This window comes from Pseudomonas costantinii (assembly GCF_001870435.1).
GTDB classification, from domain to species: domain Bacteria; phylum Pseudomonadota; class Gammaproteobacteria; order Pseudomonadales; family Pseudomonadaceae; genus Aquipseudomonas; species Aquipseudomonas costantinii.
The window spans coordinates 77,579-91,100 of the sequence record NZ_MDDR01000034.1; the positions used below are offsets into that span (position 1 = coordinate 77,579).

11 protein-coding genes are annotated in these 13,522 nt (G+C 60.2%); 1 reads left to right on the plus strand and 10 read right to left on the minus strand.

Annotated features, from left to right (window positions below; translation table 11 throughout):
• Positions 1 to 37: 37 nt before the first annotated feature.
• Entirely contained in the window at positions 38 to 937 is a 900-nt protein-coding gene (locus tag BFL40_RS15790) for a LysR family transcriptional regulator (protein ID WP_071484869.1), read from the plus strand.
• Positions 938 to 1,178: 241 nt separating this feature from the next.
• Here the strand turns inward: BFL40_RS15790 and BFL40_RS15795 are convergent, their stop codons facing one another.
• From BFL40_RS15795 to bioB, 10 genes are all read right to left on the minus strand, one after another.
• Positions 1,179 to 2,957: an acyl-CoA dehydrogenase C-terminal domain-containing protein gene (locus BFL40_RS15795; protein WP_071484870.1), complete on the minus strand. Its 1,779-nt coding sequence runs from the start codon at positions 2,955 to 2,957 to the stop codon at positions 1,179 to 1,181.
• Between the two features lie 119 nt (positions 2,958 to 3,076).
• Positions 3,077 to 4,852 (minus strand): acyl-CoA dehydrogenase C-terminal domain-containing protein, encoded by a 1,776-nt coding sequence (locus BFL40_RS15800; RefSeq protein WP_071484871.1) that lies wholly within the window; start codon positions 4,850 to 4,852, stop codon positions 3,077 to 3,079.
• A gap of 90 nt (positions 4,853 to 4,942) precedes the next feature.
• Positions 4,943 to 6,235, minus strand: a complete 1,293-nt coding sequence (locus BFL40_RS15805) for a GGDEF domain-containing protein (protein WP_071484872.1) — start codon at positions 6,233 to 6,235, stop codon at positions 4,943 to 4,945.
• Positions 6,236 to 6,444: 209 nt separating this feature from the next.
• Complete coding sequence (locus tag BFL40_RS15810) at positions 6,445 to 8,250, minus strand: phenylacyl-CoA dehydrogenase (RefSeq protein WP_071484873.1); 1,806 nt, start codon at positions 8,248 to 8,250, stop codon at positions 6,445 to 6,447.
• A 258-nt stretch (positions 8,251 to 8,508) separates the two neighbouring features.
• Positions 8,509 to 8,790, minus strand: a complete 282-nt coding sequence (locus BFL40_RS15815) for a hypothetical protein (protein WP_033898084.1) — start codon at positions 8,788 to 8,790, stop codon at positions 8,509 to 8,511.
• A gap of 106 nt (positions 8,791 to 8,896) precedes the next feature.
• Positions 8,897 to 9,577 carry a dethiobiotin synthase gene (gene bioD / locus BFL40_RS15820; protein ID WP_071484874.1) on the minus strand — a complete coding sequence of 227 codons (681 nt, stop codon included), beginning with the start codon at positions 9,575 to 9,577 and terminating at the stop codon, positions 8,897 to 8,899.
• Entirely contained in the window at positions 9,574 to 10,386 is an 813-nt protein-coding gene (gene bioC, locus BFL40_RS15825) for a malonyl-ACP O-methyltransferase BioC (RefSeq protein WP_071484875.1), read from the minus strand. Before bioC ends, bioD begins: the two co-directional genes overlap by 4 nt.
• On the minus strand, positions 10,379 to 11,110 hold the full coding sequence (locus tag BFL40_RS15830; protein WP_071484876.1) for an alpha/beta fold hydrolase: 732 nt from the start codon (positions 11,108 to 11,110) through the stop codon (positions 10,379 to 10,381). Before BFL40_RS15830 ends, bioC begins: the two co-directional genes overlap by 8 nt.
• Entirely contained in the window at positions 11,103 to 12,284 is a 1,182-nt protein-coding gene (gene bioF, locus BFL40_RS15835) for an 8-amino-7-oxononanoate synthase (protein ID WP_071484877.1), read from the minus strand. Before bioF ends, BFL40_RS15830 begins: the two co-directional genes overlap by 8 nt.
• Before the next feature lie 158 nt (positions 12,285 to 12,442).
• On the minus strand, positions 12,443 to 13,498 hold the full coding sequence (gene bioB, locus BFL40_RS15840; RefSeq protein ID WP_046035002.1) for a biotin synthase BioB: 1,056 nt from the start codon (positions 13,496 to 13,498) through the stop codon (positions 12,443 to 12,445).
• Between the last annotated feature and the right edge of the window lie 24 nt (positions 13,499 to 13,522).

Here is a 13,522-nt window from a genome sequence, read left to right on the forward strand (position 1 = left end):
CATTTCGATTTTCCAGCTTTTTCGATAAGTAAGTCTTATGGATTTCAAGCAACTGCGTTATTTCGTCGCGGTGTATGAGGAAGGCCACGTGGGCCGTGCTGCCGAGCGCCTTTCGATCTCCCAACCGGCCTTGTCGCAACAGATTCGCCAGTTGGAGCAGAACCTGGATGTCAGCTTGTTCGAGCGCAGCAGCAAGCGCCTGTTACCCACGTTGGCGGCCCATACCTTATACAACCACGCGTTGCCGTTGATTGATGGCATGCAGCAAGCCGTCGAAGCCTTGCGCAACTTCAAGGGCCAGGCGATGCGCACCTTGGCCATTGGCGTGCTGCAAACCGTGCACACCAGCCTGGTGCCGCAAATGCTGGAACGCGTGCGCAAGGCCCAGCCACATTTGGTGGTGCAGATCTACGAATTGACGGGGCTGGAAATTGAACGACGACTGCTCAACGGCTCGCTGGATATCGGTATCAGCTACCTGCCACCCCGTCAGCCGGGGTTACACGGCGTACTGCTGTATGAGGATGAGTTGAAGGTGGTCATCCCCGAGGACCATCCTCTGCGGGAATTCAAGAAGGTCTCGCTGAAACAGGCGGCCGAGTTGCCGATGCTGTTGCTGGGGGAAGAGTTTCAAGTACGGCAGATCTGGCAAGGCCAGTTGTCCAACCTGGGTCGGCGTCCGCAGGTGCAAGCGGAGCTGAATACCATGGTGGGGATTCTCGACAGCCTGCCCCACACCAAACTGGCAACGGTGCTGCCCGGGCGCTCCCAAGACGAGCACAACAGCAAGGCATTGCTGTGGAAACCCTTGAGTGAACCCAGGGTGCCGCTGAAAGTGGGGCTGGTATGCCGCGATGTGCAGCGCCAGCAGGCGACGGTGGCGTTGCTGCGCACGTTGCTGGAAGACGTGATGAATGCCCCTCAGGCACAGCCCTGAGTTTCAGTGCCCTGACTTTTTCGCAGGCAAAAGAAAACCCCGCCGAAGCGGGGCTTTGCAGACTGTTTCCCTGACATCCATTTCACTCCGCCATCCTGGCAGAATCCTACGTGTCCCTGTTGTTGCTTTGCGCTTCCTGCGCGACGTCCATGTGAAGTAGATTATCCGTGGATCCAATTCGGCGATAGAGGACGAATAGCAGCACGTCACGTAAGAGAATGCTTACACGTCCTCATCGTCCTTAAAACAGTGCCTCATCCAGCAAAAACAGCGATTCGCTACCGGCTTTTACCGAAGCACTCAGCGAATGAATACGCGGCAGCAGGCGGGCAAAGTAGAAGCGTGCAGTACCCAGTTTGCTGGCGTAGAAGTCTTCCTCAGCCTCCTTGCCCAGTGCCGCCTTGGCCATACGCGCCCACATATAGGCGTAGGCCATGTAGCCAAAGGCGTGCAGATACTCCACGGAAGCCGCGCCGATTTCATTCGGGTTGGTCTTCGCGCGGTCCAGTACCCAGGCCGTCAACTCATCCAGGTTATCCACCGCCGCGCTGAGCGGTTGAGTGAATTCGCCCAATTCGGCGCCTGCCGAGGCAATGAACGCGCGGATCTCGTCAGCGAACAAGGTGTAGAACGCGCCGCCGCTGCCGACGATCTTGCGCCCCATCAAGTCCAAGGCCTGAATGCCGTTGGTACCTTCGTAGATCTGAGTGATGCGTACATCACGCACCAGCTGTTCCTGGCCCCACTCGCGAATGTAGCCGTGGCCGCCGAACACTTGCTGGCCCAATACGGTGGTTTCCAGGCCCAGGTCGGTCAGGAACGCCTTGGCGACTGGGGTCAGCAATGCCACCAGGTTGTCGGCTCGCTCGCGGGCAACGGCATCTTCGCTGAACTTGGCAATGTCCAATTGCGTGGCCACATAGGTGGAGAATGCACGGCCGCCTTCGTTCGCCGCCTTCATGGTCAGCAGCATGCGGCGCACGTCCGGGTGCACGATGATCGGGTCAGCGACTTTGTCTTTGGCCTGGGCACCGGTCGGGGAACGGCTCTGCAGGCGATCCCGCGCGTATTCAATTGCGTTCTGGTAGGAGCGCTCGCCGGACGCCAAACCCTGGATACCCACGCCAAGACGCTCGTAGTTCATCATGGTGAACATCGCCGCCAAACCACGGTTAGGCTCGCCCACCAAGTAGCCCACGGCTTCGTCGAAGTTCATCACGCACGTAGCAGATGCCTGAATACCCATCTTGTGTTCGATCGAACCGCAGGTCACCGGGTTACGCGCGCCCAGGCTACCGTCGGCATTGACCATGAACTTCGGCACCAGGAACAACGAAATGCCCTTGGGCCCGGCCGGCGCGTCCGGCAGCTTGGCCAGTACCAAGTGAATGATGTTTTCAGTGAGGTCGTGCTCACCGCCGGTGATAAAAATCTTGGTGCCGCTGACCTTGTAGGCCCCGTCCGCCTGAGGCTCGGCCTTGGTGCGAATCATCCCCAGGTCGGTACCGGCATGCGACTCGGTCAGGCACATGGAACCGGCCCACACACCCGAGTACATATTCGGCAGGTAGGTGGCTTTGAGTGCTTCACTGGCGTGAGTGTTGATCGACACACAGGCGCCGGAGGTCAGCATCGGGTACAGGCCGAACGCCAGGCTCGACGAGTTGATCATCTCTTCAACCTGAGCCGACACCGCCTTGGGCATGCCCATGCCACCGAAAATCGGATCACCGCCTACACCCACCCAGCCGCCTTCGGCGTAGGTTTTGTAGGCCTGTGGAAAACCGTCCGGCGTGCTCACCGCACCGCCTGCCCAATGGCAGCCTTGTTCATCGCCGCCGCGGCTGAGCGGAGCGATGGATTTGGCGGTGACTTTGCCGGCCTCTTCGAGAATTGCCTCAACGGTTTCGGCGTCAACGGTGTCTGCCAATGCCGGCAATTGGGCCCAAGTTTTGGCGACCTCAAATACTTCGTTGAGGACGAAGCGCATATCACGCAGCGGCGCTTTGTAATCAGCCATGGCAAACCTCGTGAGAACGTGAAAAGTGATTCGATAGGATCGGTTTTACAGACTCCGAGTGTACCCGAACAACTTTTCAGACACATAGGGTCCACTTGTGACTAGTTGGTATTTTTAAGTCACAGTAGCGCAAACGCCTCCGCAGGCAGACTCATCAGGCACTCACTGCCCGCTTCGACAGCGGCCCGGTGGGTCGCGGTGCGCGGCAGCAAGCGCTTGAAGTAGAAGTCACAGGTAGCAAGCTTGGCCTTGGCAAACTCGGCGTCATCGACCTGCGCCTGAGCTGCGATCGCCATGCGCAGCCACAGGTAGGCCAGGATGATGTAACCGCTGTACATCAAATAATCCACCGCCGCTGCGCCCACTTCATCGGGATTTTTCATCGCCGCCATGCCGACCTTTAGCGTCAACTCGCCCCATTGCTGGTTCAGTTGATTAAGCTGCTCCACATGGGCCATGAGCTGCGGATGTTCGGCGTTCGCCGCGCAGAACTTATGCACAATCCTGGTAAACCCACGCAGTAGCTTGCCTTGGCTACCGAGCACTTTGCGACCCAGCAGGTCGAGGGCCTGGATGCCATTGGTGCCTTCATAGATCGGCGCAATCCGGCAATCACGCACCAACTGTTCCATGCCCCACTCGCGAATAAAACCATGGCCGCCAAACACCTGCATGCCGTGATTGGTCACCTCAAGCCCAGTCTCGGTCATGAAGGCTTTGCAGATGGGCGTAAGGAACGCCAACAGGTCTTCGGCTTCCTGGCGCTGAGCGGCGTCGCTGCTCAGGTGCGCGGTGTCGAGCAATTGCGCAGTGAAATAGGTCAGCGCGCGGTTGCCCTCGTTGAAGGCTTTCATGGTCAGCAACATGCGGCGCACATCGGGGTGCACGATAATCGGGTCGGCGGCTTTATCCGGAGCCTTGGCACCGGTCAACGAGCGCATTTGCAGGCGGTCGTTGGCGTATTTGATCGCCCCCTGGAAACTCGCCTCCCCATTGCACAGCCCCTGCATCCCCGTGCCCAGGCGTGCATGGTTCATCATGGTGAACATGCAGTTGAGGCCTTTGTTCGCCTCACCAATCAGGAAGCCCTTGGCGCCGTCGAAGTTCAGCACACACGTCGCCGAAGCCTTGATGCCCATTTTGTGTTCAATGGAGCCGCAGTGCACCGCGTTGCGCGCGCCGGTATCCGCATGGAACTTGGGCACGATAAACAGTGAAATCCCCTTGGTGCCCGCGGGTGCGTCCGGCAGCTTGGCCAGCACCAGGTGGATGATATTGGCGCTCATGTCATGCTCGCCGGCCGAGATAAAAATCTTGCTGCCGGTGACCGCATAGCTTCCATCCGCCTGGGGCACAGCGCGGGTCTTGATCAGCCCCAGGTCGGTGCCGCAGTGGGCTTCGGTCAGGCACATGGTGCCGGTCCACTCACCGGCGGTGAGCTTGTTGAGGTAGGTGGTTTTCTGCTCTTCAGTGCCGTGGGCGTGGATCGCCGACATCGCACCGTGCGTCAGGCCCGGATACATGCCCCACGAGGTGTTGCTGGAACCGATCATTTCGCTCAGCACCAAGCCCAGGGAGAGTGGTAAGCCCTGGCCACCGTAGGCCGGGTCCGCCGCCACGCCATGCCAGCCACCTTCCACGTACTGGGCGAAGGCTTCCTTGAAACCCTTGGGCGTGGTGACCACGCCGTTGTCGAAATGGCAGCCTTCTTCATCGCCGCTGCGATTGAGCGGCGAGAGCACGTTCTCGCAGAATTTCGCGCCTTCCTCAAGGATCGCACTGACCATGTCCGGGCTGGCATCGGTCGCGCCCAGGGCAGCGTAGTGGCCGTGGAAATCAAACACGTTGTCGATCAGAAAGCGCATGTCGCGCAGGGGAGCTTTGTACTCAGGCATGGCAATGTCTCCGGCAGCAGATGGTTTCAACCTACTGCCGGTCACGGCCTCAAACAATCACTGTAGAACCGCTGAATACACCACCATCACTCAACCGGCAGCGCTCTCCATCCGCACTGCGCCACGGCGGGTTTGCCCGGCGGCGACCACACAGTTACGCCCCGCGCCCTTGGCGGCGTACAGCGCCTGGTCGGCGGATTTGAGCACTTCTTCAGCGGTGCGCTGCTCGGCCTGGCGCTCGGCTACGCCGATGCTGACGGTCACCGACACACTCGATGCACCGCTGCCCGCCCGGCGTTGACGGCCCTGATGATCGTCCTGGGGTCGACTGTCCAAGTTGCGCAACTTGATGTCGTAGTTGGCGATGATTTCGCGGATCTCTTCCAGGTGCGGCATGCATTCATCGAGGGTCTTGCCGGCAAACACCACTGCAAATTCTTCACCGCCATAACGGTATGCCCGGCCGCCGCCATTAACCTTGGACAGCTTGCTCGCCACCAGCCGCAACACCTGGTCGCCCACGTCGTGACCGTGCGTGTCGTTAAAGCGTTTGAAGTGGTCGACATCACTCATCGCCAGTACATAGTTGCGCCCCAGGCGCTGCATACGCTCGTTGAGCGCACGCCGCCCCGGCAAGCCGGTCAGCTCGTCGCGGAACGCCATTTGATAGGCCTCGTGGGCAACGCCGGCAGCGATCATCAGCATTACCTGGCTGCACATGATGTTCAGGGTGAACGGCAGGATGAAGGTTTGCGGCAACATCCAGAACAACCCCAGCAGACCAACCAGTTGCGCGGCATGCAGCGGGCGCGGCTGGTACCAGTACTGGGCGGCCAGGGTCAGGAAGCCAATCAGGAACATTGGGTATGAGAGCTGGATCAGGCTCATCCAGCGGCCATGCAGCGCCGGCCAACGAATCTCCGCCAACCAGTTAAGCACGGCCTGGGGAAAACTCTGCTCCAGGGCCAGTGCTACGCTGCCCACCGCGAGCAATACCGCGCAACGCGCGACAAAATCGCGGAACAGATGGGTTTTTTCCTGCCACAGCGCATAGATGCTGAACAGTAGCGGTAGCAGCAGGCAGCACAGGTGGAACACCACGGCCGCGTCTTCGCGCACGCGGCCATTGTCGCGGTAGAAATCGGTCTGGGTATCCAGCAGGAAGTAGACGATATACACCGTGATCATCAGAAACAGTTCACGCTGGCGCCGATAAACCGCGCAGTACGAACCGCCGAGCAACAGCACCAAGGTCGGCAGCACGTTGAACAGCGAAGTAAAGAATACGTTGAGGTCCTTGACGTACGCAGCCGAGAGCCCGGCCAGCAACAGCAGTAATGAGGGGAGAAAATGACTGAAACGTACAGCGGACACGCGTGACAAGGGTAAAACTCCGACCCGCAAAAAAGATGATGGCACTATGCCTCTTCGCGGACAGTTAAGCACAACCTGCCTGCCATGTATCACATTGCCATCACTTTAACGGCAGCCGCCGGCAATCCCTGAGCGCTTTACTGTGGTTTTTTATCGCGCACAAAAAAGCCGCCACTCCGGTAAGGGAGCGGCGGCTCTTGAGGTGAACCCGGTAAGGCTTAGTAACCCAGGCCGAAGTCTTCCTCTTTCATGTCCATCAGGTTGTTGGCGCCCGACAGCATAGTGGCCACGTGGGTACGGGTACGCGGCAGGATGCGCTGGAAGTAGAAGCGCGCGGTCTGCAGCTTGGCGGTGTAGAACGCCTCTTCGGTGGTGCCGGCAGCCAGTTTCTCAGCAGCCAGGCGTGCCATGTCGGCCCAGAAATAAGCCAGGCAGGCGTAGCCGGAGTACATCAGGTAGTCCACCGAGGCGGCACCGACTTCTTCACGGTCCTTCATGGCAGCCATGCCGACCTTCATGGTCAACTCGCCCCACTCTTTGTTCAGTGCAGCCAGCGGTGCAACGAACTCTTTGACGCCGTCATTGCCTTCGTTGGCCTGGCAGAACTTGTGGACGATCTTGGTGAAGCCCTTGAGCGCTTCGCCCTGGGTCATCAGCACTTTACGGCCGAGCAGGTCCAGCGCCTGGATGCCGGTGGTGCCTTCGTACAGCATCGAAATGCGGCTGTCGCGAACGTTCTGCTCCATGCCCCACTCGGCGATGAAACCGTGGCCGCCGTAGATTTGCACGCCGTGGTTGGCGGATTCAAAACCCACTTCGGTCATGAACGCCTTGGCGATCGGCGTCATGAACGCCAGCAGCCCGTCAGCCTGTTTCTTGGCCTCGTCGTCGGTGCCGTACTTGACGATGTCCACTTGCTTGGCGGTGAAGTACACCATCGCACGGTTGCCTTCGGCGAAGGCTTTCATGGTCAGCAGCATGCGGCGTACGTCGGGGTGCACGATAATCGGGTCGGCAGCCTTGTCCGGCGCTTTCGGGCCAGTCAGGGAGCGCATTTGCAGGCGGTCACGCGCGTATTTCAGGCCACCCTGGAAGCCGATTTCAGCGTGGGACAGGCCTTGCAGCGCAGTGCCCAGGCGAGCGGTGTTCATAAAGGTGAACATGCAGTTCAGGCCTTTGTTCGCCGGGCCGATCAGGAAACCGGTGGCCGCGTCGAAGTTCATCACGCAAGTGGCGTTACCGTGGATGCCCATCTTGTGTTCCAGAGAGCCACAGGTCACGGCGTTGCGCTCACCCACCGAACCGTCGGCGTTTGGCAGGAACTTGGGCACGATAAACAGCGAGATGCCTTTGGTACCGGCCGGTGCATCCGGCAGGCGTGCCAGCACGATGTGGACGATGTTGTCGGCCATGTCGTGTTCGCCGGCCGAGATGAAGATCTTGGTGCCGGAGACTTTGTAGGAACCATCAGCCTGAGGTTCGGCCTTGGTACGCAGCATGCCCAGGTCGGTGCCGCAGTGAGGCTCGGTCAGGCACATGGTGCCGGTCCACTCGCCCGACACCAACTTGGTCAGGTAAGCCTCTTGCTGCTCGGGGGTGCCGTGCTCGGAAATGGTGTTCATCGCGCCATGGGACAGGCCCGGGTACATGCCCCACGACCAGTTGGCTTCGCCGACCATTTCGCTGACGGCCAGGCCCAGGGACTCCGGCAAGCCTTGGCCGCCGTGCGCCACGTCGTGGGCCAGGCTTGGCCAGCCACCTTCGACGAATTGTTTGTAGGCTTCTTTGAAACCAGTAGGGGTCTTAACGCCTGACTCACTCCAGGTACACCCTTCGATGTCACCCACGCGGTTCAACGGTGCCAGCACTTGCTCACAAAACTTGGCGCCTTCTTCGAGAATGGCGTCAACCATGTCCGGGGTAGCGTCCTGGCAAGCCGGCAGGCTCTGATAGTGCGCTTCATAGCCGAGCAGTTCGTCACGAACGAAGCGAATATCACGCAAGGGGGCCTTGTAGTCAGGCATAGCGATAAACCTCTGCTGATGTATCTGGGATGAACAACCGCGTGGATTTGTTGTGGCGGTCAAACAGGTGTTTGAAACATACGTTTACGACCTTGGGTTGTCAAGCATCGTCCAGACGCCATTTGTCCTGACACGAATCAACACCAGGCACAGCAAGGCCTGCGGCAAGACGCCACGTGATTTGAGAAGTGTAGAAGTTCAAGAGGACGACACAGGCCAGCTCCCACAGGAGAGCCGGCATGCAGGGTAGAAAGGGGGTTAAGCGTAGGTGTCGATCAAGGTGCCGAGCATTTCATCCGAAGCTTTGGCGACTTTTGCCCCCAGCTCCACTTGAAACTTGCCTTGGGCCATTTCGACCATATTGCTGGCCGAGTTTGAAGGCTGAGCGCGATCATTGGCTTGCAGACGGTCGCTCTGGGCGTCCGAGGGCTGGGTAGTCGCGGCGCTGGCGATCTTGCCGGCGGCCTGGTCGACGCGGCTCTGCCCGGTCTGAATACTGCTCAGGCCCGAATAAAACGCGCTGCTTCCAGAGATTTCCATGGCGTAAGCCTGCCTTTAGAGAATCGTGAGGCTGAATTGAAGCAGACATCCTGGCAAAAGGCCCGTCAAAAACACTAATGGCATATTGCCTTAGTGATAGCCAAAATCAGTCAAGCAGGTCCAACACCAAGTACTCGGCCACCGCTTCGGCCCCGGCATGCTTGAGTTTCGGCACGCGTCCAAGGCACGGCGCCGGCAAGCGTTCAGCCAGGGTGGCGAGGTTTTCTTCCAGACGAGAGGTCTTGGGGTCGATGATATTCGCTACCCAACCGGCCAACGGCAAACCGTCGCGCGCGATGGCTTCTGCCGTCAACAGCGCATGGCTGATGCAGCCCAAACGCACGCCCACCACCAGGATCACCGGCAACTTGAGCGCCATGGCCAGGTCCGACAGATTGTCCTGATCGGCCAATGGCACACGCCAGCCGCCCGCACCTTCGATCAAAGTGAAGTCCGCCTGCCGCGCCAGAATCTGCTGCATGGGTTTCAACAGCGATTGCACCGTCAACGCAACGCCTGCCTCCCGCGCCGCCAAGTGAGGCGCAATGGCGGGCTCAAACGCTACCGGGTTGACCTCGGCATACGTCAACGGCAACGAACACTCAGCCAATAGCGCCAAGGCATCACTGTTGCGTAACCCCTTGGGCGTTACCTGGCACCCCGAGGCCACCGGTTTTCCGGCGGCGGTGCTTTTACCCGAGAGCCTTGCGGCATGCAGCAGGCCGGCGGCGATGGTGGTTTTGCCGACATCGGTATCGGTGCCGGTGATGAAATAAGCGGCGCTCATAGAGGTTTCTCCAGTACGGCGTACACCACTTGATAAGTGGCTGGCAGGCCCTGGGCCTGACGGAACTGCTCGTATGCGTCCACCAGTGCAACAATCCGCGCGCGGCCCGTCAACCCTCCCGGGCGACCCGGGTTGAGGTTGTGTGCACCCAATGCTTTCAGTTCGTGGGTCAGGCTGCGCACATCCGGGTAATGCAGCACATGCGGACGCCGCTCCAGGCTCACCACTCGCAAGCCGCTGGCCGCACACAGCTGTTGATATGTTTCGAACGTGCGAAAGCGGTTGACGTGAACCAAGCCATCCGCAGCGCGCCAGCTTTCGCGCAACTCGTCCAGAGTACCCACGCACAGGCTCGCGAACGCCAATACACCACCGGGTTGCAGCACGCGATAAGCCTCGCTCAGCACTGCGTCGAAATTCGCACACCATTGCACCGCCAGGCTGGAGAAAATCAGCCCGCAGCTATCACCCTGCAACGGAAGACGCTCGGCATCACCGGCGATAAAATGCTCGGCTCCGCCCAATGGCCGCGCGTGATTGAGCATGCCTTCGGCAATATCCAGCGCCACGCCCTGACTGGCCGGTAACCGCTCACTCAGCACACGGCTGAAAAAACCCGTGCCACAGCCCAAGTCCAGCCAGCGTTGCGGCGCGATGGCCACCGGCAAACGAGCCAGCAGCTCATTACCCACTGCGCGCTGTAAATCGGCCACGCTGTCGTAACTGGCAGCAGCGCGGGAAAAGGACGCCGCCACCTGACGCTTGTCCGGCAAGGCGCCCGGCAATGAAGGGTGGGATAAATCAGTCATCAACGTACTCATGCAAAAAAGCCTGGATGGCCCCCGCTACACCGTGAGGGTCTTCCAGAAGAAAAGCGTGACCAGCCTGTTCAATCAGGCCGATTTCTACATCGGGCAGCAGGGTCAGTAAACCAGCGGCAGCTTCGGCGGGCACCAGCCCATCCATGCCGGCGAATAGATGCAGTTGCGGGCCGCGATAGGCGAGCAAGGCTTCGCGTGTATCGAGCTGGGCGAGCAGCTCAAGGCCAGGCATCAACACGCTGGAAGGTGCATTCGGCGCACCGCTGACCAGCAAACGCGACAACCCACGGGGGTCTTCGGCGCCCTTGGCACACAGCAGGCCAAAACGTTTGAGAGTGACTTGCGAATCAGCGTGACAACCCGCAAGAAACGCATCGAATGTTTCGGCAGGCATCGCACTCGGCCAGCCGTCATGGGCGACAAAACAGGGGTTACTGGCCAAGGTCAGCAGACCGCAGCACCGCTCACCGCGCCGCGCCGCCAGCTCAGAGGCGAGCATGCCACCCAGGGACCAGCCGCCCAGCCAGGCGTTGTCCGGCAGCGTGGCGTCGAGTTCATCGAGCCATTCATCCAGGTCACTGGAGTCCAGCGCCGGCAGCGGCTCGATCTGCACCTGCAAGTGTTCGTCGAGGCCCTGCAATGCAGCGGCCAAAGGCTCCAGCGGTGACACGCCGAGGCCCCAGCCGGGCAGCAATATCAGTCGATCACGCATGGTCGGGCTCCGTGGCGCCTAACAAGCGGAAACACTCTTCCAATGCGTTTAACAATAGCTGCACCTGCGCCTCGCTGTGGGCCGCCGTTAATGTCACGCGCAAACGCGCACTGCCGGCAGGTACGGTGGGTGGGCGGATCGCGGTGACCATCAGGCCGCGCGCGCGCAGCATCTGCGACAACCGCACGGCCTTGGCGCTGTCGCCAATCAGGATTGGTTGAATCGGCGTGAAACTGTCCATCAGGTTCAGGCCGAGCTGCTCGGCACCCTGGCGGAACTGGCGGATCAAGCCATTGAGGTGCTCGCGACGCCAATGTTCGGTGCGCAGCAACTCCAGGCTTTTCAAGGTGGCGCAGGCCAGCGCAGGCGGTTGGCTGGTGGTGTAGATATACGGCCGGGCGAATTGGATCAGGCTTTCGACCAGCTCTTCACTGCCAGCCACAAACGCCCCGGCGGTGCCGAATGCTTTGCCCAGGGTGCCGACCAATACCGGCACATCCTCCTGGCTCAAGCCAAAATGCTCGACGATCCCACCACCGTTGGCACCCAACGGGCCAAAGCCATGGGCGTCATCCACCATCAGCCAGGCGCCTTTGGCCTTGGCTTCGCGGGCCAGCGCAGGCAAATCGGCAAGGTCGCCGTCCATGCTGAATACACCGTCGGTGACCACCAACGTATTGCCGGTAGCCTTCTCTAAACGTTTGGCCAGGCTGTCGGCGTCGTTGTGCAGATAGCGGTTGAAACGCGCGCCGGACAGCAGGCCCGCATCCAATAGCGACGCATGATTAAGGCGATCTTCCAGCACCGTATCTCCCTGCCCCACCAACGCCGTGACCGCGCCGAGGTTGGCCATGTAGCCGGTGGTAAACAGCAGCGCACGCGGGCGACCGGTGAGGTCAGCCAGGGCTTCTTCCAGTTCATGGTGCGGCGTGGCATGCCCGACCACCAAGTGCGAAGCACCACCGCCCACGCCCCAACGGGAAGCGCCGGCGCGCCAGGCTTCGATCACTTGCGGGTGATTGGCCAAGCCCAGGTAATCGTTGTTGCAGAACGCCAACAACGGCTGGCCGTCCACCACCACTTCCGGGCCTTGGGGGCTGTCCAGCAAAGGGCGTTGGCGATAGAGGTGTTCGGCACGGCGGGCAGCGAGACGCGCGGCGAGATCAAAAGACATGCAGGCCTCGGATTAGCAGATTCAACTCGGTCAAACATGTGGGAGCGGGCTTGCTCGCGAATGCGGTGGGTCAGTCAGCACATGCATCAACTGAAAGACCGCCTTCGCGAGCAAGCCCGCTCCCTCATTTGGACCGCATTCCAATAGAGAGATAGACGTCAAACAGCAGCGTTATAGAACTGCTCGCTACTCTTCTGCTCCACCAGCGCCTGTTCAATCGCCGCCTGATGCACTTCATCAGCGTGCTCTTCACGGGCTTCCGGCAAGATCCCCAGGCGCGAGAACAGTTGCATGTCCTTGTCAGCCTGCGGGTTGGCGGTGGTCAGCAGTTTGTCGCCGTAGAAAATCGAGTTGGCGCCAGCGAAAAACGCCAGGGCCTGCATCTGTTCATTCATCGCCTCACGGCCCGCCGACAGGCGCACGTGGGATTGCGGCATCAGGATGCGCGCCACGGCCAGCATGCGGATGAAGTCGAACGGGTCGATGTCTTCGGCGTTCTCCAGCGGTGTACCGGCGACTTTCACCAGCATGTTGATCGGCACCGACTCGGGGTGCTCCGGCAAGTTGGCCAGCTGGATCAGCAGGTTGGCGCGGTCATCGAGGGACTCGCCCATGCCGAGGATGCCGCCCGAACAGATCTTCATGCCCGAGTCACGCACGTAAGCCAGGGTTTGCAGGCGCTCGCCATAGGTGCGAGTGGTGATGATCGAGCCGTAGAACTCCGGCGAGGTGTCGAGGTTGTGGTTGTAGTAATCAAGCCCGGCTTGGGCCAGGGCTTCAGTCTGGTCCTGGTCAAGGCGACCGAGGGTCATGCAGGTTTCCAGGCCCATGGCCTTCACGCCTTTGACCATCTGCAACACGTAGGGCATGTCTTTGGCCGACGGATGCTTCCAGGCGGCGCCCATGCAGAATCGGGTAGACCCGATGGCCTTGGCGCGAGCAGCCTCTTCGAGGACCTTCTGCACTTCCATCAGCTTTTCTTTTTCCAGGCCAGTGTTGTAGTGGCCCGACTGCGGACAATATTTGCAATCTTCCGGGCAGGCGCCGGTTTTGATCGACAGCAAGGTCGACACCTGCACGCGGTTGGCATCGAAATGCGCGCGGTGCACGGTCTGCGCCTGGAACAACAGGTCATTGAAAGGCTGCACAAACAGCGCTTTGACTTCGGCTAAGGACCAATCGTGACGCAGGGTGGCAGTGGTGCTGGCGCTCATGGGCGATTCCTTGATTATGCTTGG